This window comes from Geobacillus sp. PK12, from assembly GCF_004123125.1.
Taxonomy (GTDB): Bacteria; Bacillota; Bacilli; order Bacillales; family Anoxybacillaceae; genus Geobacillus; species Geobacillus zalihae.
In genome coordinates, this window is the sequence record NZ_SDKL01000050.1 from 1 (window position 1) to 24814 (window position 24814).

Below are 24814 nucleotides of genomic sequence, written 5' to 3' on the forward strand. Positions count from 1 at the left end.
TCCTTCCTTGACGTGGGGTTGCATCAGGGGCAGGTTGACAACTGCCCAACGACGCAGGTCATGCCTGTGTCGTGCCTTCAACGATGTACTCTATTCCTTTTCGTTGAAGGTTCATGGCACCAATGCGGTCATCGTTTGAGGTATATCCGCATGTTCGGCAACAAAAGGTGTGTGTACGCTTGTTTCGATTGGCTTTTTCCGTATGACCACACTTTGGACATGTCAAAGAGGTGTAATGCGGAGCAACCACCATCACTTTTGACCCATGCAAACGCGCCTTATACTCTAACATTTGACGGAACTGATAGAAAGCCCACGATACGGTTTCATATCGGTCATGGATCCATACACGTTCTGTTTTTTCACGAATGCCTGTTAAAAAGAGATGTGTGGTATAAAAAAGGAAAAATGATGTTTTGATTTTCTCTATCATAATCGTCTTTCTTTGTCAAGTACACTTTGTGGTGAAGAGCCAACAATTTTTAGTTCTGCCACCTAAAGTTTCATATTTTCATCATTGATCCTATATAAATCCAACTGGAAGTTTAACTTATAGGGGGCAAAAAAACAGACTCTCTGTTTTTTCGTTTCTTTCATTTTTTCCTATTCCAAAATGGAAAACCGCCCCCGTTCAATCGGAAGGCGGTTCATTCCGGCGGACAATGCGCATCGGGCAGCCGGCGACCATCGCCCCGGGCGGGACGTCTTGATGGACGACGGTGCCCGCGGCGACGACGGCGCGGTCGCCGATCACCACGCCGGGCAAAATGGTCGAGTTCGCGCCGATCATCACCTCATCGCCGATCACGACATCGCCGAGGCGGTATTCGTCAACCAAATATTCGTGGGCGAGAATCGTCGTGTTGTAGCCGATGACGCAGTTGCGGCCGATGTGAATTTTTTCTGGGAAGAGAATGTCCGGCATGACCATAAAGGCGAGCGCGGTTTGCTCGCCGATCTTCATGCCGAGAAACGTGCGGTACAGCCAGTTTTTCAGCGGCAAAAACGGCGTGTAGCGCCCGATTTGAATGATGATGACGTTTTTCAGCACTTTCCAAAACGATACGGTGCGATACAACTGCCAGAGCGAGTTCGCCCCTTGGACAGGGTGTTTCGTCGTTCGTCTCACCGGGAGGACGGCTCCTCCTTTCATTCGTTGATGCCGACAATGGCCAACAAGTCTCTCATTTTTTCCAGCATATAGTCCGGTTCATATTGTTCCAAATACTCGCGCCCTTTAATCGCCCAGGCGACGCCGGCTGTTTTCACTCCGGCGTTTTGGCCGGCCAAAATGTCGTGGTAGTTGTCCCCGACCATGAGCGCTTCGTCCGGCGTTGACTGCAACATGCCAAGCGCTTTGTGAATCGGCTCGGGATCGGGCTTTGGCCGCGTGACGTCATCGAGGCCGATGACGCACGAGAAAAACGGCGCCAGCCGCGTTTTTCTTAACCCCATCAGGGCGGTGTCGTGCATTTTCGTCGTCACAACGCCGAGGCGAAAGCCATGGCGGTGGAGCGTTTCGATTGTTTCATACACGGTGTCAAACTCGCGGATCAGTTCGTCATGGTGGGCGTGGTTGAACGTGCGATACGTCTTCACCATCTCCTCGACCCGTTCCGGATCGAGGGAGCTGAACGTCTCATACAGCGACGGGCCGATGAACGGCAGGACGTCCTCGCGCCCGTAGCGGCCCGGGTAGTACTTCTCCAGCGTATGCAAAAACGACTGGATGATGAGCTCATTCGTATCAATCAATGTGCCGTCAAGATCAAACAAAATCGTGCGAATCGTCATGAAGCGGCTTCCTTTCTCATGGGATGTTCAAAACGGCGCCAAACGAATGCCACCGCCATGGTCAACAGCACCGCCGTCACCAAGCGGATGAAAAGCAGCGGCCAAACAGAGATGCCAAGCGGAACGAAAATGAGCGTATCTTCGACGACTGCATGGCATGACACGAGAAAAATGAACGCCAGCGTTAAATCGCGCTTCGAGACGCCGTCTTCTTTCGCCGCCTGAATCATGACGCCCGCTCCGTACGCCAGACCGAACACAAAGCCGGCCGCGAGCGTGAGCGATGTGTTCGGGCTCATGCCCAGCATCTTGGTCGCCGGCGCCATCCAGCGCGAAACCGTCTCGATCCAGTGGCGTTCTTTTAAAATTTGAATGACCGTCATGAGCGGGATGACGATCGCGACGAGCTGCACAATGCCGGTAACCGCTTTTTTCAGCGCCGCCAAGATGATCTCTCCCCAACCGGACGGCGGGGCGGCTTCATGCGCGACAAACCCGTATCGGGCGATCTCCTGCCCCCCGTCCCAGAAATGGGCGATCAACAAACCTGACACGACAGCGAGCCCGACGCGCACGACGATCATGAGCCAGACGCTCATGCCGGTGCGCGAGGCGACCGATGACTCGACGATCAAGTTATGGGAAAAGGAAAGCATGACCGCGAGAATGAACACTTCTTTCACCGTCAACTCGATCGTCAGCATCGCCCCGATCGCCGCATACAGCCCGAGCAAGTTGCCGAGCACAAGCGGCACAGCCGCATCGCCGGATAAGCCAAACCATTTCATGAACGGCGTGACAAAGTCAATGAGCCACGAAAACAGCGGCGTCGGCTGCAACAGCGCTAAAATGAGCGTCACTGGAAAAATAATTTTCCCAAGCGCCCACGCGGTCTTCAGCCCGGCGAGCACGCCGCGCTGCAACATTCCTGTCATGTTCTCCTCTCTCCTTTGCTTGCCTTCATGCCGCGGTGCGATGAAACCTCAATTCTCTGGATGCCGCGCACAAGTATCTTTTTAATTCGCCCCAGGCCAACCTAAAAAAGAGGGAATGCGGCTCCCAACACGGTTGTTCCCATTAAGAAGCGCGGCGGCGAAGCAGCTTCATTCATCGTGGTTTCCCGCAAACCGAACAAGTCCGCAGCGTTTCGCCGCTTCTAACGGCTATTCATCCCGATAGCGCGCGTCCGCCCAGCCTTTTGTCCGGCGCACGATCCAAAGCGCGACGGACAAAACGATGAGCGTCACGGACACGACTTGCGCCGCGCGCAGGCTGCCGGCGAGCATCAAGCTGTCGGTGCGCATCCCTTCAATCCAAAAGCGGCCGATCGAGTACCAAATCAAATACGACAAAAACAGCTCGCCGCGCCGCAAGTTGACGCGCCGGAGCCAAAGCAAAAGACAAAAGCCGGCCAAATTCCAAAGCGATTCGTACAAAAACGTCGGATGCCAATAGCGGCCGTCAATGTACATTTGGTTGATGATCCAGTCAGGCAAATGCAAGCTCTCCAAAAACGCGCGCGACACAGGGCCGCCGTGCGCCTCTTGGTTCATAAAATTGCCCCAGCGCCCGATCGCCTGGCCTAAAATGATGCTTGGTGCGGCAATATCAGCGAGCTTCCAAAACGACAGCCCACGCACGCGGGCAAACACGACGCCCGTCGCCACCGCGCCAATCAAACCGCCGTGAATGGCGAGGCCGCCTTGCCAAACTTTTGGAATCTCTGACAAATGCTTTGAATAATAGTGCCATTCAAACAGCACGTAATACGCCCGCGCGCACACAATGGCGATCGGCACGGCGAACAGCACCAAATCGACAAACGTCTCTTTCGGCAAGCCGCGCCGCACCGCTTCGCGCGTCGCAAGCCACAAGCCGATCAAAACGCCCGTGCCGATAATGACGCCGTACCAATAAATCGTAATCGGGCCAAGGTGCAAAAACACGCGGTCAAGCGGCTGAATCGTCGATTCCATCGTTTACCACCTCCTATGCTTCATGCCCAAACGAGATCCATTCCTTTGACGCAAGAAACGCCGCCGATCAGTCGTAATCGTGCGCGCCGTCTTCGATGGCGTCGCTCAAGCGCGCCGAAAACTCCTCGGCCGCATTGACCCCCATCCGTTTCAGCCGGAAGTTCATCGCCGCCACTTCGACGATGACCGCCAAGTTGCGGCCCGGACGAACCGGAATCGTCAGTTTCGGCAATTCGGTATCCAAAATTTTCACTTTCTCTTCTTCCAACCCGAGCCGATCGTACTGCTTCTCCGGATCCCAAAGCTCCAAGTCGACGACGAGCGAAATGCGCTTATGCGTCCGCACCGCCCCTGCGCCGAACAGCGTCATCATATTAATAATGCCGAGGCCGCGAATTTCAAGCAGATGCTCGATCAGCTCCGGCGCGCTGCCGACGAGCGTATCTTCATCTTCTTGGCGGATTTCCACACAGTCGTCGGCGACCAACCGATGGCCGCGTTTGACGAGCTCGAGCGCCGTTTCGCTTTTGCCGACGCCGCTTTTGCCCGTGATCAACACCCCGACGCCGTACACATCAACGAGCACCCCGTGCACCGCGGTGGTGGGGGCGAGCTTGCTTTCCAAATAGTTTGTCAATCGGCTCGACAGGCGGGTCGTTTTCATCGTCGAGCGCATGACCGGCACCGACTGGCGCTCCGACGCTTCGATCAGCTCCGGCGGCACCTCAAGTCCACGCGAGACGATGATCCCCGGCGTAATGTCGGTGCAAAGCCGTTCCATCCGAGACTTTTTTTCTTCCGGCGTCAACGTTTCATAAAACGACAGCTCCGTCCGTCCGAGCAACTGCAGACGCTCCGCCGGGTAATAGGCGAAATAGCCGGCCATTTCAATCCCCGGCCGCGACAAATCGCTTGTCGTAATCGGGCGGTAAATGCCCTCCGCGCCGCTGACGAGCTCGAGCTGGAACTGTTCAATGATGTCTTTCGTCCGCACTTTTGGCATACGTCGCCTTTCTCCCCTTTCTTCATCTTTTTCCATTGTAACACGTTTCGTTCCGCCATTGAATGGAAAACATCGGGGAAAACAAAACAGGGACGGCTCCCCCCGTCCCGATCAAGCCAAACACATCAAACCGAAACGATCTTCACCGCATCGTTTCTCCCATTGCAACCCCTTGCCGCATTCGCCATCTTTTCACACGATCACGGAAAACCATGGCGCCACCGGCCTTCCAATGGATCACGCCCCCGTTACGACCGGTTGCGCAGCGGCTCGATAATCGCTTTTTGCACAAGCAAATGGAAAAACGACAAGACGATCGACGCAAGCAGCGCGGTGCCAAAGCCGCCGATTTGGAACGCATCCCCCATCAGCGCGGCGGTCATCATGAGCGTGATGGCGTTAATGACAAACAAAAACAATCCAAGCGTCAACACCGTCACCGGCAGCGTCAACAAGATGAGCACCGGGCGCACGACGGCGTTGAGCACCGCCAAAATGACGCTCGCCAAAAACGCCGCGCCGACGCCGCTGAAATGAATATCGTCAAAATAGCCGTCGATCGCCATGAGCAACACCGTATTGATCAACACACCGATCAACCAATTGAGCATCCCATCACCATCTTTATTCGAGTCTCGCGCCCGCCGGCCAATGCCTTTTTACAGGCTTCATGCGGCGCTGTTCGCTGCTCGCGCGGCATCGCTGGCAAACGGACGCTTTCTCTTATTTTAACACTTGAATCCCTTTTACGACATTCCAAACGATGACAACGAGGTTCACCGCTCCAGCAACAAGGAATCCAAGCCAGACGAGCCCGCCGCCAAAAAGAAACGATTCCCCACTCCAATGGCCAAACAACACCGGCGACGCGGCCAACGCAATGAACAAGAGGATCGTAACGGCCGGAATCAAATGCGACACGAGCGACCGCTTCGCATGGCGTTTGACTTCAAGATCTTCGACAACAAAATAGACGACAATCGGCAAAATGAACGGCGCAAAAAAGACGCTGAAATAACAAAGCGCGGATAACACTTTGTTCGTCGACAATCGGCAATCCCCTTTCCAAGTTTCCTTTACCTGTATATACGACGGCCGCTAGGAAAAGTTTCCTGCCGACGGCAAAAAAAGGCGGCGGCCGCCGGTGTCCCAAGCGGCGGACAAAGCCGCAAAGGCCTTTACGCCTTCACCGCTTCATATTGCGCCTGCATGCGCGCCCGGTCGCGCTCGAGAATCGGTTTTAAGTAGCGGCCGGTGTGCGACTCCTTCACCTCGGCCACCTCTTCCGGCGTGCCGACGGCGACGATTTGTCCGCCGCGGTCGCCGCCTTCCGGACCTAAGTCAATGATATAGTCCGCGGTTTTGATGACGTCCAAGTTATGTTCAATGACAAGCACGGTATCGCCGTTGTCGACGAGCCGGTGGAGCACGTCAAGCAGCCGGGCGATGTCATCGACATGAAGCCCGGTCGTCGGCTCGTCCAAAATGTAGAGCGTCCGGCCGTTGGAGCGGCGGTGAAGCTCAGCGGCGAGCTTGACGCGCTGCGCCTCGCCGCCCGAGAGCGTCGTCGCCGGCTGGCCGAGCTTCATATAACCGAGCCCGACGTCATAGAGCGTCTCGAGCTTGCGTTTGATTTTCGGGATCGAGGCGAAAAAGTCGAGCGCATCTTCGACCGTCATGTCGAGCACCTCGGCGATGTTTTTTCCTTTATACGTCACCTCGAGCGTCTCGCGGTTGTACCGTTTGCCGTGGCACACTTCGCACGGGACGTACACGTCCGGCAAAAAGTGCATCTCAATTTTGATGATGCCATCGCCATGGCACGCCTCGCAGCGCCCGCCTTTGACATTGAAGCTGAACCGCCCTTTTTTGTAGCCGCGCACTTTCGCTTCGTTCGTCGAGGCAAACACGTCGCGGATGTCGTCAAACACCCCGGTGTACGTCGCCGGGTTCGAGCGTGGCGTGCGGCCGATCGGCGACTGGTCGATGTCAATGACTTTATCGAGATGCTCCAGCCCGCGGATGCCGCGATGTTCGCCCGGTTTCGCCTTCGCCCGGTGCAGCTTTTGCGCCAGCGCCTTATACAACACTTCGTTCACGAGCGTGCTTTTGCCCGAGCCCGACACCCCGGTGACAGCGACAAACGTGCCGAGCGGGATTTTCACCGATACGTTTTTCAAGTTATGCTCGCGCGCGCCGACGACCTCAAGCCAACGTCCGTCCGGACGGCGACGCTCGGCCGGAATCGGGATGAATTTTTTCCCCGATAAATACTGGCCGGTGAGCGAGTTCGGGTCGTTCATCACTTCTTCCGGCGTGCCGGCGGCGACGACCTCGCCGCCGTGGATGCCCGCCCCCGGACCAATGTCAATCAAATAGTCCGCGGCCAGCATGGTATCCTCGTCGTGCTCCACCACAATGAGCGTATTGCCGAGGTCGCGCATGCTTTTCAACGTCGCGATCAGCCGGTCGTTGTCGCGCTGATGAAGCCCGATCGACGGCTCGTCGAGCACATACAGCACCCCCGTCAGCCGCGAGCCGATTTGCGTCGCCAAGCGGATGCGCTGCGCCTCGCCGCCGGAGAGCGTTCCTGCCGAGCGGCTGAGCGTCAAATAGTCGAGGCCGACGTTTTGCAAAAAGCCGAGCCGGTCGCGAATTTCACGCAAAATAAGGCGGGCGATTTGCGCTTCTTTTTCGGTCAGCTCGAGCCCGTCAAAAAAGGCGAGCGCCTCGGTCACCGACATGGCGGTGACCTCGCCGATATGCTTGCCGCCGACAAGGACGGCCAGGCTTTCTTTTTTCAGCCGGTAGCCTTGGCATGTCGGACATGGTTGTTCCGCCATATACTTTTCCATCTGCTCACGGATGTAGTCCGAGCTCGTCTCGCGATAGCGGCGTTCGACGTTCGGAATGACGCCTTCAAATGCGATGTATTGTTCGCGCACTTGCCCGAAATCATTCGTATAGCGGAAATAAATCGGCTCTCCGCCGCTGCCGTACAAAATTTTATCGAGCTGCTCTTTCGGCAAATCCTTCACCGGCACGTCCATCGGGATGCCGTAATGGCGGCACACGGCTTCGAGCAGCTGCGGGTAATATTGCGAGCTTTGCGGCTCCCACGGAGCGATGGCGTGTTCTTTTAACGTCAGCTCATCGTTCGGGATGACCAAATCGAGATCCACTTCGAGCTTCGCCCCGAGCCCGTCGCAGTCCGGGCAGGCGCCGAATGGACTGTTGAACGAAAACAGACGCGGTTCAAGCTCCCCGATCGAAAAGCCGCAGTACGGACAAGCGTGCTTTTCGCTGAACAAGAGCTCCCCCTCGCCGATCACGTCAACGACAACTTTGCCGTCGGCGAGCTTCAGCGCCGTCTCAAGCGAATCGGCAAGCCTTGATGCGATGCCGTCTTTGATGATGATGCGGTCGACGACGACATCAATCGAATGTTTTTTGTTTTTTTCAAGCTCAATGTCCTCCGTCAACTCGCGCATCTCGCCGTCAATGCGGACGCGCACATACCCTTGTTTGCGAATATCCTCCAATGTCTTGGCGTGCGTCCCTTTTTTTCCCGAGACGATCGGCGCCAAAATTTGCATTTTCGTCCGCTCCGGGTAAGCGAGCAGCCGGTCGACCATTTGCTCGATCGTCTGCGATTGGATTTCAATGCCGTGCGTCGGGCAAATGGGGCGGCCGATGCGGGCGAATAGAAGCCGCAAGTAGTCGTAAATTTCCGTCACCGTGCCGACGGTTGAGCGCGGGTTGCGGCTCGTCGTTTTTTGATCGATCGAAATGGCCGGCGACAAGCCTTCAATCGCATCGACGTCCGGTTTTTCCATCTGCCCTAAAAACTGGCGGGCATACGCCGACAGCGATTCGACGTAGCGCCGCTGGCCTTCCGCGTAAATCGTATCAAACGCCAGCGACGACTTCCCCGACCCGGACAGCCCGGTCAAGACGACGAGCTTGCCGCGCGGGATTTCGACGTCAATGTTTTTCAAGTTGTGGGCGCGCGCCCCTTTGACGATAATTTTATCCATTCCGTTCACCCGGCCATCACCCTTCCGCTTTCAATTCGAAAATGATATCGCGCAGCTGGGCGGCCCGCTCGAAGTCGAGCGCTTTGGCCGCCTCTTTCATTTCCGCTTCGAGCTTTCGAATCAGCTCTTCCCGCTCTTGTTTCGTCATCGCTGCCGCCGGCTTTGCCTCGTACATCTCCGTCTCTTCCGCCGCATACGTCGCGCGGATGACGTCGCGAATCTCCTTTTTCACCGTGCGCGGCACGATGCCGTGCTTTCGGTTGTACTCTTCTTGAATCGCGCGGCGCCGCTTCGTCTCTTGAATGGCGATTTCCATCGATTTCGTGATCGTATCGGCGTACATGATCACATGGCCGTTCGCGTTGCGCGCCGCCCGGCCGATCGTCTGGATGAGCGAGCGCTCCGAGCGCAAAAACCCTTCTTTGTCGGCGTCCAAAATGGCGACAAGCGACACTTCTGGGATGTCGAGCCCTTCGCGAAGCAAGTTGATGCCGACCAGTACATCGTATTTGCCGAGCCGCAAATCGCGGATGATTTCAATGCGCTCGAGCGTCTTAATTTCCGAATGCAAATACGCCACCTTGATCCCCGCTTCTTTCAAATAATCGGTCAAATCCTCCGCCATCTTTTTCGTCAGCGTCGTCACCAACGTCCGCTCGTTCCGCTCGACGCGCTCATGAATTTCGCCGATCAAATCGTCGATTTGCCCTTTCGTCGGGCGGACGTCGATCGTTGGGTCGAGAAGCCCGGTCGGGCGGATGATTTGTTCGACAACGCCCGGGCTGTGTTCAAGCTCGTACGGCCCTGGCGTCGCCGAGACGTAAATAATTTGATTGATTTTTTGCTCGAACTCTTCAAACGTGAGCGGCCGGTTGTCAAGCGCCGACGGCAGGCGGAAGCCGTGGTCGACGAGCACTTGCTTGCGCGCCCGGTCGCCGTTGTACATGCCGCGCAACTGCGGCAAGGTGACGTGCGACTCATCAACGATGATCAAAAAATCGTCCGGAAAATAGTCAAGCAAGGTGTACGGCGTCGAGCCCGGCGGCCGCAGCGCCAAATGGCGCGAGTAGTTTTCGATGCCGGAACAAAAGCCCATCTCGCGCATCATTTCAAGATCATAGCGCGTCCGCTGCTCGAGCCGCTGCGCCTCCAAAAGCTTCCCTTGCGCACGCAGTTCGGCGAGCCGCTCCTCGAGCTCTTGTTCGATGTTTTGAATGGCGAGCCGCATTTTCTCCTCGCGCGTCACGAAGTGCGACGCCGGAAAAATGGCGACGTGCTCCCGCTCGCCGAGCACCTCGCCGGTCAAGGCGTCCACCTCGCGGATGCGGTCGATTTCATCGCCGAAAAATTCGACGCGAATGCAATGTTCATCGCGCGACGCGGGGAAAATTTCGACGACATCGCCGCGGACGCGGAACGTGCCGCGGCGAAAATCGATGTCATTGCGGTCGTATTGGATGTCAACGAGCCGCCGCAGCAACGCGTTGCGCTCGATTTCCATCCCGACGCGCAATGAAACGACGAGCTCCCGGTATTCTTCCGGCGACCCTAAACCGTAAATGCACGACACGCTCGCAACGATAATCACGTCCCGGCGCTCAAACAAGGCTGATGTCGCCGAGTGCCGCAATTTGTCGATTTCATCGTTGATTTTCGCGTCTTTTTCAATGTACGTATCCGTCTGCGGCACATACGCTTCCGGCTGATAGTAATCGTAATAGCTGACAAAATATTCGACGGCGTTGTGCGGGAAAAACTCTTTCAGCTCGCTGTACAATTGACCGGCGAGCGTTTTGTTGTGGGCGATGACAAGCGTCGGTTTGTTGACTTGGGCGATCACGTTCGAGATCGTAAACGTTTTGCCCGTCCCCGTCGCCCCAAGCAGCGTTTGATGTTTCACACCCCGCTGCAAGCCGTCCACAAGCTTGGCGATCGCCTGCGGCTGATCGCCTTGCGGTTCGTATGGCGACACTAATTGAAAACGGCCCTCCACCGTTTCGCCTCCTCCTTCGTACCATCTTTCCCCATTGTATCACATCGTGATGATCCATGCATCAAAAATGCGAACTCATATTCGCACCATTCTGCACAGCATTTTCCATTCCCCTAACGCGAAAAAGCGGACCCATTCATGCCCAAGGTCCGCGTCTTCGCTCCGTTCCGTTTCGACAATCCGAGGTTCAGCCGACGATGCCTTTTTCCAAAAACAGACGGTTGAACCGACAACGCCGCTTCATTTTTGCTTCAGATGGTCGAGCATGCGGCCGGCCCAAAGAAAGCCGGCGATCGTCGATGCAATGTCAGCGACGATTTCATGCAGCTCATCCGTATAGCCTTTCAAGTAGGAAGCGACAAGCAGCGCCGTCGTCAACAGCACAGCAATGTACCGATTGTACGTCACCCGCGCAAACAACAGCACCAATAGGCACGGAATGATGAGTGCCGCCAAAAACCACATGATCCATTCTCCTTTACGAAACAGCTTCAGACGCTGATGCGTTCCGATCACGGACGAACAGCAGCCCGAGTTCATGATGCTCATCCTCATAGAGCGCCCCTTGGACGAAACGGACTTCGCCGTTATGTCCGACGACATCCAACTTGCAGAACGCGCGGTTGCGTTGGAGCGCCTCGTAAAACTCGGTTTCGGTCCGCACCGGGGCGCCGTTTGTTTTGATGATGACTTCTCCGATCGAAAGCCCCATTTTTTCCGCTTTCGAGCCAGGAAGCACGCCGACAATCACTAAGCCGTGCGGATGGCGGGCAAAGCGGGGCGGACGGGCGCGGTCGGCGCGATGCCCGGAAAACGCGATCCATTCACGGCCGATGATGGCCATAGCCCCCGCCGCCACCGCCAACGGTGGATACCATAGGCCGGAAGCAGCCAATAGGGCGACAACGAACGCCAGCCGAACAACAAGCCGCCCCTCCGCGCGCGCCGCTTCCGCCGGCAGCATGTGCTGGCGGCGCTGGGAAAAGCCGAGAAGAAACGGCACGAGCCAAAATGAATAGCCGTCTCCCGGCGAAACGAGCGGCCACCAGGAAGCCGGAGGCAGCGCGCCGCCTGATACGGGCAGCACAACCGGCACAAACCAAAGACGCTGCGTCCATTGCAAGCCGACCGTCATCCCTCGCTTGCTTTTCGCAAGCTGCGGCGAGGCCGCCTCGTTTCGCGTGCGAATGATGAGCCATCCTTCCGAAAACAAAAGCAACGCAAGCCACACCGCCAAAGCCGGCGCCGCCGTCATGCCATCGGGAAGCCAGCGGGACAACGCGCCGCTTCGCTCCGCCAAGCCGAACGCGAGAAGTGCGCCGCCTGCCGTATACGCCGCTGACAACAACCGCGCTTCCATCGTCAAACTCAAGAGCACCGTCAGCACCGTCACCGCCCAAACCGCTTCCTGCGGCACCGCGATCCCGATGCCGACGGCCGCCGCCGACAACACCAGCCCAACCGTCCATCCTTTTGTCCAAAGCCCGCGCCACTCTTGCCATAGGCTGTAGACGCGCACATGAAAATCGCGGCGCTCCCGCTTCACCCGCCGCCAACCGACGGCCAAAGCGAGCGCGGCGCCATAATAAAGAAGCGGCTGCCGCCAAACCGACGCGACGCCCTCAAGCCATTCCAGCCACCATGTTGCCATCCGCTTCACCCCTTGCGTCGTTCATCATTCTTTATCTTCTATTCTACCAAATGGCATGACCAATTCCCATGCCCACAGCCATCTTTTTTCGCCAATGGCGAATCTTCGCTGTTTTCCACTTTCTTTGCCGAATCAACACTAGTTTTGTCGGCTGGGAAGGATTTTCAAAGATGCAGAGGAAAAAGGATAAACAAGACGAAACAAGGAGGAGTGAAACGATGGAATTGAAAACGTCCGACGTCGCTGCTCGCCTTGGTGTATCGCCGAAAACGATCCAGCGCTGGGTGCGCAAATACGACATTCCGTTGCGGAGAAACGAGGCCGGCCACTACTTGTTTGATGAAAAAACGGTCGCCTTGCTCGAACGTGTCAAATTTGAACAAGGCGCCGCCATGGAAGCGCCGCCAGAAGCAACACCCGAAGCACCGCCGGCCTCTAGCCGTTCTTCCACAACGCCGCCAAACGTTCCCATTCACGCTCTGTTCCAAGAATATATCGAACCGGAAATGGACCGCGTCTCCTCGCGTTTGGATGAACTCGAGCAACAATTGGAACAAAAAGCGGATGATGTTGTCTCCATTCAACTGTTGCATCACCGTCAAGAAATGGAGGAAATCGCCGCCCGCCTCGCCGTGCTGGAGCAAACGGTCGCCCGTCTTGAACAGCAGTTGAACACCCGGCCCCCATCCCCGCATGAACCGCCGAAAGAAGCGAAACGAAAACGGCGCGGCTTTAGGCGCGTGATGGGGCTGTTTGCCTGACGGGTTTCATGCAGGTTGGACCGAAAAGATCGTCGCCCTTTCAAGAAAAGATGATCGATCATTTTGTGAAGGTGTTTCACGCGTATATGATGGTGGTCATAAACGGTGCACCATTGGGCGTTGGAACACTTTCTTTTTTTGTGGCTCTTCACCAAACGTTGTACTTGACTGTTTCAGATCATGTCTGACTCACATGCATAAGGAAAAATCAGTAAATCAATGATTCTACTATATGGCGGCTCAAGAAAACGTCTTGCCTGTCAAGCCATGTTGTGATGATGAGCTTTTTTGTTTGTCATCTTCACTACTTCTTTTACGATTTCTTTACGATTTTCTTATTCTCTTTTAATCGCAGCGGCTTATAATGGGTCACGTTGTTCAATCTTCTGGTACAAGAAAGGAGGGCGTGCGAAATGGAACAAAGGGAACGAAAAGCGTTCGCCATCGCGTTCATCGTATTGGCTCTCTACCTTTCTCCGCTGTACATGTTAAGCGAACACGCCCATATTCGCGTGCACGACAATATGGATTCGAACATCGCCTGGTATCGCGTGCTCGTTCGCAGCGGCCAACTATTTGGCCCAATCGATGCCGTCATCCCGCAAGTGATCAACGGGTTGCCGCGCAACGCCTTCGGCACAGAATTCAGCGGCATCGTGTGGCTGCACGCTTTGTTTCCCTCCATGGTGGCGTACGCGCTCAGCCAGACGATCACGAGGGTATTCGCCTTTTTGGGTATGTATTGGCTGCTCAGGCGCCACTTTTTGCCTTCACCGGAATCATGGCTCATTCGCGTCGGGGCGGCGCTTGCTTTTGCGCTGACACCGTTTTGGCCGTCCGGCATGTTAAGCACGCTCGGCATGCCGCTGGCGCTTTGGGCGTTTCTGTCGATCCGCAACGGAGAAGCGACATGGAAAGAATGGCTTGCGATCATCTTGCTTCCGTTTTACGCCAGCTTTGTGCTCGGATTTTTCTTTTTCCTCGCCGCGATGGCGGCGGTGTGGCTGTTTGACGGCGTTGTCCGCAAGCAGTGGAACAAGCGGTTTTTCGCCGCGATCGCCCTGATGACAAGCTTGTTTTTGGCCATCGAGTACCGCCTCGTGTACTCGCTTGTCTTCAGCGGCGAACCGACGAGCCGGAACGAGTTCCTCTCCTCGCGGCTCAGCTTCGTCCACTGCCTTCGGTTGACGTTGAAAAACTATGTGCTCGGCCATACGCATGTGATGACCGTCCATGGGCCGATCATCTTGCCGGTGCTTTGGGCGGCGTTTTTTCTCGTTTTGCGCCGCCGTCAGCGCGGGCCATTGGAGCGGCGCTTCCTTTTGCTGTTTTGGTTGAACATCGCCTTATCGGCTTGGTATGCGTTTTGGTTTTACAAAGGGTGGCAGCCGCTGAAAGAACGGATTTCCCTTTTGAATACGTTCAATTTCGCCCGCTTCCATTTTTTGCGGCCGATGGTCATTTACGTCGATTTTGCCTTGGCCTTGCAAATCTTAGCCAAGGAACGGACCGCATGGCGGCGCCTCGTGCCGATCGCCTTGGCGCTGCAGCTGCTTTTGCTTGGCGGGTTTAACGAGGAAATCCGCTATCGCCTCGCTGGCACGCCGTCGTTCGAGCAGTTTTATTCCGAACATTTATTTACCAAAATCAAGCAATACATCGGCAAGCCGGTATCGTCCTACCGCGTCGCCAGCGTTGGGCTTCACCCGGCCATCGCTCAATACAACGGGTTTTATACGCTCGATACGTACAACAATTTTTACCCGTTATCGTATAAGCGGAAGTTTCGCCGCATCATTGCCAAAGAATTGGACAAAAGCCCAGTGCTGAAAGACTATTTCGACCATTGGGGCAACCGCGTCTATTTGTTTTCGGCAGAGCTCGGGAAACATTACATGTTCACGAAACGCTCGCATAAAGTCATTCGTCATTTCGAGATCGACACAAAGGCGTTCAAACAGCTTGGCGGCAAGTACATTTTTTCCTCCGTCCCGATCGAAAACGCCCGCGACATCCATCTCCGCTTCTTGCGGGCGTTCACCGATCGACAGTCAGTCTGGAAAATTTATGTATACGAAGTGGAGTGAAAGGGAGGCAAGAAACATGGTGGACAAACCATTGTTAGCCATCGTCGTCCCATGCTACAACGAAGAAGAAGTGTTGCCGGAAACGGCCCGGCGGCTGACCGCTTTGCTTGAGCAGCTGCTCGAAGAAGGAGCGGTCGCCATCGGCAGCCATATCGTGTTTGTCGACGACGGCAGCCGCGACCGGACATGGGCGCTCATTGAAGAAGAAAGCGAGCGCAACCCGTTTGTCTCCGGTGTGAAACTTGCTCGCAACGTCGGCCATCAGCGGGCGCTGCTCGCTGGGCTCGAAACCGTTCGGGCATACGCCGATTGTGCCGTGTCCATTGACGCCGATTTGCAAGATGATGTGGAGGCAATCCGCGAATTTGTGCAAAAATACCGCGAAGGGTATGACATCGTGTATGGCGTGCGGCGGAGCCGAAAGACAGACACGTGGTTCAAGCGTACGACCGCCCAAGCCTTTTATCGGTTCATGAGGGCCATCGGAATCGAGCTGATTTACAACCACGCCGATTTCCGTCTGATGAGCAAGCGGGCGCTCGATGAACTGAGCCGTTACACGGAAGTCAATCTCTTTTTGCGCGGGTTGGTTCCGCTCGTCGGCTTCCGCTCGACGTGCGTCTTTTACGACCGGCATGAGCGGTGGGCTGGACAGTCGAAATACCCGCTCAAAAAGATGCTCGCCTTCGCCTTTGACGGCATCACGTCCTTAAGCGTCGCACCGATTCGCGCCATTACGCTCATCGGTTTTTTGGCCTTTCTCGCGAGCGGTGCGGCCGGGCTGTACGCCCTCATCAGCAAACTTCTCGGGCGCGCGGAATCAGGCTGGACGTCGCTCATGATTTCCGTTTGGTTCATCGGCGGGCTGATGCTGATGAGCCTCGGCCTCATCGGGGAATATATAGGAAAAATTTATCAAGAAGTGAAACGGCGGCCGCGGTTTGCGATCGAAACGACCGTGCAGCTGCCGCTTCCGTCAGAAAGGGAGAAAACGCCGGCCCGCTTATAGAACGTCATAGATGATTCACGGGCCAATATAAAGATAAAAAGGACGCCTCGGGCTAAAAGCCGAGGCGCCCTTTTCTTTTTATCCGTCATCATTGGCCCGCTCACGACGAAAACAGCACACCAAGCGCTTTTTTCAGCTGCACATCATGGTTCGGGTCGCGGACGGCTTCCATAATTTTTGTTTGCAGCGCATCCGCCGTCGCCTCATCGATGCGTCCGGTAACAGGCAGCTGATTCGCTTTTTGGAACGCTTGGACGGCCTGTTCGGTTTCTTTGCTGAAGTAGCCGTCCGTGCGGCCCGGGTTGAAGCCAAGCCCTTTGAGCATTTTTTGCGCATTGGCGATTTGCTCGTCGTTCATGTCATACCGAAGCGGTTTTTCCACATGAAGCGGAGCGACGTGGAAGTAATCCGGCTGTACCACCGCGACATCGGGCTTAATGCCTTTTTTATGGATCCAATGCCCGTCCGGCGTCAGCCATTTGTACAGCGTCAATTTGATGTTGCTGCCGTCGCCCATCGGAATCGCCTGCTGCACCGTCCCCTTGCCAAACGTCGTCTCGCCGACCAGCTTGTAGCCGCCCGCTTCCTTCATCGCACCTGCCAAAATTTCCGACGCCGAGGCGCTTCCTTTGTCGATGAGCACAACGATCGGGTATGGCTTTTTCGCCGTTAAATCGGAATAAAACTTTTGCCGATCGCCATCGCGTTCTTCAATTTGTACATATGGTTTGCCTTTCGGGATGAGCTGCTTCAAAATTTCCTCAACGCTTTGCAAATAGCCGCCCGGATTGCCGCGCACATCGATGATCAAGCCATCAATATGTTCGGCCTCAAGCTTCGCCAACTTCTTTTTAAAGTCGGCGGCCGTGTTTTCCGAAAACGACGTAATTTGCAAATAGCCCGCCTTTTTGCCGTTGTATGTTTTGATCGAGTCATACACCGTCTGAATCGGAATTTCGTCGCGGACGACCTTGACTTTCATCACGTTTTTGACGCCGGGGCGCAAAATGTCAAGCTCCACCGTTGTTCCTTTCTTGCCGCGGATTTTCAATACCGCTTCATATAAATCAAGCCCTTCCAGGCTTTCTCCGTTGACGCGCAAAATTTGGTCATTCGGCTTCAGCCCCGCTTTTTCCGCCGGCGAGTTTTTGATCGGAGCCACGATCGTCACCTTGCCGTCGATCATGCTCACTTCGGCGCCGATCCCCTCAAACGATGAGTCGAGCGACTCGTTGAACTGCTCCGTCGTTTCCGCATCCATGTAGACGGAATACGGGTCATGGAGCGTGTTGATCATCCCTTGAATGGCGCCTTCCGTCAGTTTTTCTTCATCCACTTTCTCCACGTACCGATTCTTAATGAGCTCATAAGCTTGCCGGATTTTTTTCATCTCTTCGCTGTCGTTCGTCGACTTGGACGGCTCATTCGAAACAATCGTCGAAAGCGAGCCTTCCATCGGGCGGTCCGCCAACTGAAGGCCAGCGTACGTCCCTCCCGCCCCAATGAGCATCGATATGGCCATCAATGCGGCCGTCGTCGATTTTTTCACGTTGCTTCCTCCTCACCCTAAACCTGCCCTTTCCATTGCCTGCAACAGAAGGGAAAGGGGGTCTCTTCTCGTTCTCCTTCGGTGAAGCAAGCGGACGCCTCTGCCGCCTAGACGGCGGCGGCTTCCGCCAATGAGAAAAGGAAAAGCACCGCCTCACGCCGTGCCATGCCTTTATCTCCATCATATGTTAGGCTTGTACCGAGTATGCTCATTCGTTGTCTATCCTTTACTAGTTTACACGCTCCTTGTTGATTTCTCAACTCATACAGAACGGAAAAAAGAGGCACCCCTCGCCCTTGGCGGCGAACGATGCCTCTTCTTGATTCGTCTTCTTGGCACGATCTAGAATGGAAGCCAAACCAATGAGCCGGACAAAAACGAAACGCTTTCACCCCTCTTTTGGCAAGTCGATGAGCATCAACCGCGATCCTTCGTTCGTCGCCAGGCGAAGCGCCGGTGTGTCCGTAATGCGGGCCGCGTCGCGCCGCTCGAGATGGGCCTCGCCGTTTAACGTCAAATCCCCCTCAATGACAAAGACAAAGATGTTCCGTCCTTCCGGCTGGGTAAACGTCAGCTCATGCCCGGCTTCCAAATCGGAAAGATAAATCGTCAAATCTTGATGAATGTGAGCAATCCCCGGGGAAGACGGGTGTTTCGTGACAATCGGCAGCAAGGCGTTTTTCATCTTGTCGACCGGAAACTCGGTCCGCTCGTACGACGGCGGCAATCCGTATTGTTCCGGCAAAAACCAAAGTTGCAAAAAGTTCACCTCTTCCGTCGCCGACGGGTTCACTTCCGAATGGACGATGCCGGTGCCGGCCGACATCCGCTGCACGCCGCCGAACGTTGTCACCGCCTTATGTCCGGTGCTGTCTTCATGTTGCAAATAGCCTTTCAGCACGATCGACACAATTTCCATCTCCCGGTGCGGGTGAGCGCCAAAACCGGCAAGCGGCGCAACGAAATCGTCGTTTAACACCCTTAGCGGGCCAAACTGGATGTTGTTCGGATCATAATACTCGCCAAATGAGAAGCTATGGTATGTTTTCAGCCAGCCGTAATCGGCATGATATCGGGACGACGCCCGGTCGATGCGGATCATCTTTTCCACTCCTTCATTGCAAGAAATGATGGGCCATCAAGCGCTTGCTGTTCCGAATCCGCAAGCGCCATAACCACCACCGCCTACGCTATTGATTCCCGTTTTTTTCTTGTCTCATCCTCGTTAGGCGCAACCATTTCTCTTCATTCAATAAATCTTGAATTCGAGATAATTATATAAAACTTCCGTTCGCCTGTCAACCTAAAAACAGGCGAAAAATGTCCCCCGGCTCGTAATGGGCATTTTGGACCGCTTGTCTCGCCATGTCAACGTCCGTGTCCTCAGGCAACGCGAATACCGCTTCACCGCGCTGGAAGCTGACATCCATCAGCTTGGCCCCAATCGCCCCCAGCGCTCTGGCGACATGTTGTTCACAGCCGGTGCATGTCATGCCTCGGACGGTCATTCGGTATGTTTTCATGGTAAAAATCACTCCTATCCAGAAATGTCTCTTTCTTAATTTGTTCAGATCCTCGCTCATGAAACCTATATCACTCATCCTCCTTTCGACAACGGGAAGATTTCCATTGTTGTGTACCATTATAAACAGTGTACTAAGGTACAGAGTCAAGGGGGATGTGGTGCGGCCAAACCATTTCCTTGATGTCCAATCAATCAAAAAATACGCAACTTGTCCTGCCAAAAGACAGACAAGTTGCGCAATGCCACCTACCGTTCGAAATTAGAAAGGAATATAGTCAAGCGGATTGACCGCATTCGTTTTCGCCTCGTTCCAGCCGCCGCGATGCAGTTCAAAATGAAGATGCGGACCGGTCGAATGACCGGTATTGCCCATGTAGCCAATCATTTGTCCTTTACGGACGTGCTGCCCTTCGCCAACAAGACGCGCTTCTAAATGAGCGTACACGGTCGTATAGGTTTGCCCATTCATCACATGGCTGATGAAAATGACGTTGCCGTAGCTGCTAGAATAGTAGGAGCGGAACACAATGCCGTCCGCTGCAGCGACAACCGGCACAACGGGAGCTCGCTTGCCGATGTCGACCCCTGGATGGAAGTCCGTGCCGCCAAACCGGTAGCCAAAGCCCGAGGTGATCGGTCCGTTGGCCGGCCGGGTAAACGCCCCGCTCGATACAGGCGGCGTGCTGCCGCCGGATGGCGTTTCTCCTGATGACGCTCCTCCACCGTTTGGCGAGGCATATGTACGTCCTCTCTGTTTCGCTTCTTCTTCGGCCCGTTTTTGCCGTTCGAGTTCGGCAAGCTGCTCTTTCACCGCCGCTTCTTGTTTGGCGATCAGTTCTTTTTCTTCTTCAAGCGCCATCTTATGATCATGCTCTTCTTCCTCTTTTTGCTTCAAATCGGCCATCAGGCGATTTTTTTGCTCCAGCTGGCCCGCGAGTTTCGATTGCAGCTGCTTCAATTCTTGCAAATCCGCTTGCAACTTGTTCCGCTTCTCCGTCAATTCGGCTTCCTTTTTCTCTTTTAACGCTTTATCGGCTTCCTGCTCGCGGATGATTTGTTGGTCCGCTTCCATAATCGTGGTGACGGCGCTCATCCGGTCGATGAAGTCGCTGAAGCTTTGGGCGCCAAGCAATACTTGCAAGTAGCTGATCGCCCCGCCGCTTTCCTGCAAGGAACGAAGCCGCTCCTTCAAAATTTCATTCCGCTTTTCAATCCGTTCTTGAATTTCGGCAATTTCTTGTTTCAATTGGTCAATGGCCTGCTCCGTTTGGTCAATGTCGACGCTGACGTTGCGGATTTTGCCGCTCGTTTCCTCAATGGCCATGTTCAGCTTTTCAATATCGTTGGCGACTTGTTTTTGCTGCGATTGAAGGGCTTCGATGTTTTTTTGCGCCTCGCTGATTTGTTCCTGCACCTCTGACCGCTTCGAACGAAGCGCGTCGATCTCCCCTCGCTTTTGTTCGATATCACGAGTGCTGACGGCATCCGCCGCCGGCGGCAGAACGCCAAGACCGAGCGCCGCGGCGACGGCGAGCGCCATCATATTTTTCTTCTTCATCGCTTTCCCCTCTCCCTATGTATGATTCTTTTTTACACTTTCAAAAACTTGCGCACGGACATGACGCTTCCCCAAATGCCGATGCCCGCGCCAATCGCCAGCAGCAGTGCGCTCAACTGCCACATAAACGGCGAAAACGGAAGAAGTTCAAAAAACGGCAAGGAAACCCGCTGTTCATACACTTGATACACGTTGTAGTACACGATCGAAAGCGCCGCGATCGGGAAGAGAGCGCCGAGCATTCCAAGCCATAACCCTTCCAAAAAGAACGGCCAGCGGATAAATCCGTTCGTCGCACCCACGAGCCGCATAATTTCGATTTCGCGACGGCGGGCGAAAATCGTAATTTTGATCGTGTTGGAGATGAGAAACATTGCCGTAAACAACAATCCGAGAATGAGCACGAGCCCGACGTTGCGCGCCACTTTCAGTGCGTCAAACAGCTTCTCGACCGTCCCTTGGCCATAATTGACTTTATGGACGAACGGCAATGTTTCGATTTGTTTGGCGATTTTCACTGTATCTTGCGGATGGGCCGCTTTCACGACGTATACATCGCTTAGTGGGTTGTCCTGTTCAAATAAGCGGAACGACGAGCCTTCCTCCCCCATGCTTTTGATCAGCCGCTTCAGCTCTTCGTCCTTTGATGAATAGCCCACTTCCTTGACGTTTGGAATGGCTTCAATTTGCCGGCGCAAAGCGTTTTTTTGCTGGTTGTCGGCCGTCAGCTCGATATGGACGCGAATTTCGACATCGTTTTCGACTTTTTGGGCAAAATGGTTGATGTTGAACATGACGACAAAAAAGACGCCGACAAGCAAAAGCGTCACCGTGACGGCGCTCGCGGACGCAAACGTCATCCAACCGTTGCGGCCAAGGCTTTTGATGCTTTCCCGGACGTGGCGCTTAAACGTATGAAGCGTCATAGCCGTATTCCCCCCTCGCCTCGTCGCGGACGATTTTCCCGTTTTCGATGGCGATGACGCGCCGCCGGGTCGCGTTGACGATCTCTTTGTTGTGAGTCGCCATCACAATCGTCGTTCCCCGGTCATTGATTTTTTCAAACAGCTCCACAATGCCCCATGAGGTTTCCGGGTCCAAGTTTCCTGTCGGTTCGTCGGCAATCACGATTTTCGGGGAGTTGACGATTGAGCGGGCGATCGAGACGCGCTGTTGTTCGCCACCGGACAATTCGTTCGGATAAGAGCGGATTTTATGCTTGAGGCCGACTAAGTCGAGTACTTCCATCACTTTTTTGCGGATCACTTTCGGCGATTCTTCAATGACTTCCAAGGCAAAGGCAACGTTTTCGTAAACGTTGAGCTTCGGAAGCAACTTGAAATCTTGGAACACAACACCGATATGGCGGCGCAAAAGAGGGACTTTGCTGTCTTTGAGTTTGGCAAGGTTGACGCCGTTGACCATAATGGTCCCGCTCGTCGGCTTTTCCTCGCGGTACATCATCTTAATAAACGTCGACTTCCCAGCTCCGCTGGGTCCAACGACATAGACGAATTCTCCTTGCTTGATGCGGACGTTGATGCCGTTTAACGCCACAACGCCGTTTGGATACGTTTTGTATACATCTTGCATTTCAATCATCATCATCACCTATTTTCGACTTCCCTGTTGCCATTTCTCGAGCTGTTTCGAATGAATCTTGCAAAATTCCGCAAGGATTATTATAACACGATTTTCTATTGTCGAATTTTACATTTATATTTCAAATGGGGAACAATGGAGAAACTAGGACAAAAGATGCAAAAACAGAAAACACCGCCCCGTTCTTAAGCGAACAAGGCGGTGCACCTTCCTTGAATGAAGCGATCTTTTCCTTTCAAAGAGTCAGAAACATCCGTCCATTATTTTTTCGCAGCCAGCCATTCCGCCACTTTGTCGGCGTCTTCCCCTTTAATGATTCCTGCCGGCATCGCGCCGCGGCCGTTGGCGATAATGTTTTTAATTTCATCTTTGGAATACTTGCTTCCAACCTTTTGCAAGTTCGGGCCGACCCCGCCCGACAGGTCTTGTCCATGACAGGACGCACAGTTTTGTTTAAAAATTTGCTCGGCAGCCGCTGCTGTATCCCCTCCGCCGTTGCTGCCGCCGTTTTTCTCCCCGGCATTGTCCCCGCCACCGCCGCACGCGGCAAGCGCGAGCGAAACGCCAAGGAACATCGCAGCCAATTTCCATTTCATGGCGAACTCCCCCCAGAAAACAAAAATTTCATTCTCCTTTATTATAACCGATTTCTTCCGCTTTACGTACGTTGAAATCCTTCGCCGAGCACCTCAGCGGCGTTCGCAACGATGACAAACGCTGTCGGATCAATGGTTCGGACCAATTGTTTCAATTTCGTGAACTCCGATTGCGCGACGACGCACATCAACACCGGCCGCTCATGTTCCGTGTAACCGCCATACGCGGGCAAGCGTGTCACTCCGCGGTCGATTTCGTGCAAAATGGCGCGGCGCACTTTTTCTTCTTCATTCGTAATAATAAGAGCGATTTTCGAATACCCAAGCCCGACTTGGACGAGGTCGATCGTTTTGCTCGTCACATACAACGCGATCAACGCATAGAGCGCCCGTTCAATATCAAACACAAACGCCGCGGTCAACACGATCAAGCCATCGATCAAAATGACGCACATGCCAAGCGACAGCCCGGTATATTTATGGATGATTTGCGCGGCCAAATCGGTGCCGCCGGTCGACGCCCGTCCGCGGAAGACGACGCCGAGGCCAAGCCCCACGCCGATGCCGCCAAAGATCGCGCCAAGAAGCGGATTCGTCGTCGCCGGCTCCATCCCTTTCGTCATGTAGACGACCAGCGGCAAAAACACCGTCCCGACAAACGTCTTGACGCCAAACTGACGGCCTAGCAGCACAACGCCAGCGATAAAGAGCGGAATGTTAAGCGCCCATTGGACGTAGGCAGGCTCAATGCCAAACAGCGCGTGCATAATCGTGCTCACGCCGCTTACCCCGCCCGAGGCGATCCGATTCGGCAGCAAAAACACGTTAAACGCCACCGCGACAACTGCCGCGCCGACCAGAACATACACATACTCCAAAGCTCCCTCCACCGTCGGAGGCATCGCTTTCTCTCTTCGCTTCCGCATGCTTCCCCACCCTCCTCTGTGAGTATAGCATGCCCGTTTTGGCAAGTAAATGACAGCCGGTTAACGCGATAATGGTCTGCTATGCTAAAGGAAAAAAGGACGATCCGATGATCGCCCTAGCCAAAAAATACAAGCCTCAATACACATCCCCGCGGTTGCCGATCGCCTCAATATAGATGATTCGTTCATCATGATCGATGCGAAACAAAACACGATATGTTCCGACCCGCAGCCGATATAATCCATCCTGCCCCTTCAACTTTTTTATATCCCCCTGCGGCGGGATCGCAAGCAACCCTTGCAGCCCGAAAGCGAATCGTTCTTGAACATCTTTGTCTTGACGAGCGATGAATTTGACTGCAGCCTTACGGTAAATCAACTTGTAGCCCGAATTCACGCTTGGCTTCTCCCCCGGTGATATATCCTTCATCGCTTTGCAGCTGCTGGCGCTCTTCTTCCGTCAACGCTTCTTCTTCATCTGTTTCGTCAATCCGCTCCCATACCATTCGTTCCTTTCTGGACCGATCAAGCAAGTACATCAAAAAATCGTACACTGTTTGATGATCCGTTTCATCCAACCGGTCAATCAGTTCGTAAAGCAATTGTTTGCGCACAGCCAAAGCCATCGCCCTCCTTTTGCCTTTCGTTACCTTCAGCATACCACCGGGATGCAGATGCGTCAAAATCAGAAAAATGATTTTTGAAATCGAGTAGGAGAGGGTGACTAACCCTCGTCCTCTCACACCA

24 protein-coding genes and 1 pseudogene are annotated in these 24814 nt (G+C 54.5%); 3 read left to right on the forward strand and 22 right to left on the reverse strand.

The features are described 5' to 3' along the window. Nucleotides 1-58: 58 nt before the first annotated feature. The 12 genes and pseudogenes from ETR37_RS14720 to ETR37_RS14775 all read right to left on the reverse strand — a co-directional run. A pseudogene (locus tag ETR37_RS14720) lies at nucleotides 59-379 on the reverse strand (zinc ribbon domain-containing protein); the annotation flags it as partial. A 252-nt stretch (nucleotides 380-631) separates the two neighbouring features. Continuing rightward, nucleotides 632-1129, reverse strand: a complete 498-nt coding sequence (locus ETR37_RS14725; protein ID WP_033004897.1) for an acyltransferase — start codon at nucleotides 1127-1129, stop codon at nucleotides 632-634. Nucleotides 1130-1149: 20 nt separating this feature from the next. Next, a complete protein-coding gene (gene ppaX, locus ETR37_RS14730) occupies nucleotides 1150-1794 on the reverse strand; it encodes a pyrophosphatase PpaX (protein ID WP_020754151.1) in 645 nt (214 codons plus the stop codon). Then, nucleotides 1791-2729 carry a nucleoside recognition domain-containing protein gene (locus ETR37_RS14735; protein WP_020754152.1) on the reverse strand — a complete coding sequence of 313 codons (939 nt, stop codon included), beginning with the start codon at nucleotides 2727-2729 and terminating at the stop codon, nucleotides 1791-1793. Before ETR37_RS14735 ends, ppaX begins: the two co-directional genes overlap by 4 nt. 228 nt (nucleotides 2730-2957) lie before the next feature. Then, the gene (lgt, locus tag ETR37_RS14740; RefSeq protein WP_129447456.1) at nucleotides 2958-3770 is read right to left on the reverse strand and encodes a prolipoprotein diacylglyceryl transferase; all 813 of its coding nucleotides are present in this window, start codon (nucleotides 3768-3770) and stop codon (nucleotides 2958-2960) included. A gap of 67 nt (nucleotides 3771-3837) precedes the next feature. Next, complete coding sequence (gene hprK, locus ETR37_RS14745) at nucleotides 3838-4773, reverse strand: HPr(Ser) kinase/phosphatase (RefSeq protein ID WP_033004901.1); 936 nt, start codon at nucleotides 4771-4773, stop codon at nucleotides 3838-3840. A gap of 248 nt (nucleotides 4774-5021) precedes the next feature. Continuing rightward, the gene (locus ETR37_RS14750) at nucleotides 5022-5384 is read right to left on the reverse strand and encodes a phage holin family protein (RefSeq protein ID WP_020754155.1); all 363 of its coding nucleotides are present in this window, start codon (nucleotides 5382-5384) and stop codon (nucleotides 5022-5024) included. 112 nt (nucleotides 5385-5496) lie between these two features. After that, on the reverse strand, nucleotides 5497-5823 hold the full coding sequence (locus ETR37_RS14755; RefSeq protein ID WP_015375804.1) for a magnetosome magnetite crystal formation protein family: 327 nt from the start codon (nucleotides 5821-5823) through the stop codon (nucleotides 5497-5499). 128 nt (nucleotides 5824-5951) lie between these two features. Beyond that, a complete protein-coding gene (gene uvrA, locus ETR37_RS14760) occupies nucleotides 5952-8810 on the reverse strand; it encodes an excinuclease ABC subunit UvrA (protein ID WP_081132579.1) in 2859 nt (952 codons plus the stop codon). Between the two features lie 16 nt (nucleotides 8811-8826). Beyond that, complete coding sequence (uvrB, locus tag ETR37_RS14765) at nucleotides 8827-10803, reverse strand: excinuclease ABC subunit UvrB (RefSeq protein WP_129447457.1); 1977 nt, start codon at nucleotides 10801-10803, stop codon at nucleotides 8827-8829. 240 nt (nucleotides 10804-11043) lie between these two features. Then, nucleotides 11044-11268 carry a CsbA family protein gene (locus tag ETR37_RS14770; RefSeq protein ID WP_013146398.1) on the reverse strand — a complete coding sequence of 75 codons (225 nt, stop codon included), beginning with the start codon at nucleotides 11266-11268 and terminating at the stop codon, nucleotides 11044-11046. A gap of 13 nt (nucleotides 11269-11281) precedes the next feature. Next, entirely contained in the window at nucleotides 11282-12454 is a 1173-nt protein-coding gene (locus tag ETR37_RS14775; protein WP_033004903.1) for a PDZ domain-containing protein, read from the reverse strand. Between the two features lie 218 nt (nucleotides 12455-12672). Between ETR37_RS14775 and ETR37_RS14780 the strand changes: the two genes are divergently transcribed. The 3 genes from ETR37_RS14780 (at nucleotide 12673) to ETR37_RS14790 (ending at nucleotide 16311) form a co-directional block, all read left to right on the forward strand. After that, nucleotides 12673-13215 carry a MerR family transcriptional regulator gene (locus ETR37_RS14780; protein WP_015375808.1) on the forward strand — a complete coding sequence of 181 codons (543 nt, stop codon included), beginning with the start codon at nucleotides 12673-12675 and terminating at the stop codon, nucleotides 13213-13215. A gap of 413 nt (nucleotides 13216-13628) precedes the next feature. Beyond that, entirely contained in the window at nucleotides 13629-15302 is a 1674-nt protein-coding gene (locus tag ETR37_RS14785) for a DUF6044 family protein (protein WP_129447458.1), read from the forward strand. Nucleotides 15303-15318: 16 nt separating this feature from the next. Beyond that, nucleotides 15319-16311: a glycosyltransferase family 2 protein gene (locus ETR37_RS14790; RefSeq protein ID WP_129447459.1), complete on the forward strand. Its 993-nt coding sequence runs from the start codon at nucleotides 15319-15321 to the stop codon at nucleotides 16309-16311. Nucleotides 16312-16411: 100 nt separating this feature from the next. On the opposite strand, the gene ETR37_RS14795 is transcribed toward ETR37_RS14790, so the two are convergent. From ETR37_RS14795 to ETR37_RS14840, 10 genes are all read right to left on the reverse strand, one after another. Continuing rightward, nucleotides 16412-17860: a S41 family peptidase gene (locus ETR37_RS14795; RefSeq protein ID WP_129447460.1), complete on the reverse strand. Its 1449-nt coding sequence runs from the start codon at nucleotides 17858-17860 to the stop codon at nucleotides 16412-16414. 388 nt (nucleotides 17861-18248) lie between these two features. After that, nucleotides 18249-18962, reverse strand: coding sequence for a pirin family protein (locus ETR37_RS14800; RefSeq protein WP_033004912.1), 714 nt, complete (start codon nucleotides 18960-18962; stop codon nucleotides 18249-18251). Nucleotides 18963-19158: 196 nt separating this feature from the next. Continuing rightward, on the reverse strand, nucleotides 19159-19383 hold the full coding sequence (locus ETR37_RS14805; protein ID WP_015375813.1) for a heavy-metal-associated domain-containing protein: 225 nt from the start codon (nucleotides 19381-19383) through the stop codon (nucleotides 19159-19161). 261 nt (nucleotides 19384-19644) lie between these two features. After that, the gene (locus tag ETR37_RS14810) at nucleotides 19645-20943 is read right to left on the reverse strand and encodes a murein hydrolase activator EnvC family protein (protein ID WP_020754167.1); all 1299 of its coding nucleotides are present in this window, start codon (nucleotides 20941-20943) and stop codon (nucleotides 19645-19647) included. A 32-nt stretch (nucleotides 20944-20975) separates the two neighbouring features. Next, nucleotides 20976-21869, reverse strand: a complete 894-nt coding sequence (gene ftsX, locus ETR37_RS14815) for a permease-like cell division protein FtsX (protein ID WP_081132551.1) — start codon at nucleotides 21867-21869, stop codon at nucleotides 20976-20978. Then, nucleotides 21850-22545, reverse strand: coding sequence for a cell division ATP-binding protein FtsE (gene ftsE / locus ETR37_RS14820; RefSeq protein ID WP_031407068.1), 696 nt, complete (start codon nucleotides 22543-22545; stop codon nucleotides 21850-21852). The genes ftsX and ftsE overlap by 20 nt, the downstream gene beginning before the upstream one ends. 260 nt (nucleotides 22546-22805) lie before the next feature. Next, nucleotides 22806-23141, reverse strand: coding sequence for a cytochrome c551 (cccB, locus tag ETR37_RS14825; RefSeq protein ID WP_013146412.1), 336 nt, complete (start codon nucleotides 23139-23141; stop codon nucleotides 22806-22808). Nucleotides 23142-23203: 62 nt separating this feature from the next. Beyond that, nucleotides 23204-24067: a YitT family protein gene (locus ETR37_RS14830; RefSeq protein WP_033004914.1), complete on the reverse strand. Its 864-nt coding sequence runs from the start codon at nucleotides 24065-24067 to the stop codon at nucleotides 23204-23206. Between the two features lie 136 nt (nucleotides 24068-24203). Continuing rightward, complete coding sequence (locus ETR37_RS14835; protein WP_060788268.1) at nucleotides 24204-24464, reverse strand: type II toxin-antitoxin system RelE family toxin; 261 nt, start codon at nucleotides 24462-24464, stop codon at nucleotides 24204-24206. Beyond that, nucleotides 24433-24693, reverse strand: a complete 261-nt coding sequence (locus ETR37_RS14840; protein ID WP_014196753.1) for a hypothetical protein — start codon at nucleotides 24691-24693, stop codon at nucleotides 24433-24435. Before ETR37_RS14840 ends, ETR37_RS14835 begins: the two co-directional genes overlap by 32 nt. Between the last annotated feature and the right edge of the window lie 121 nt (nucleotides 24694-24814).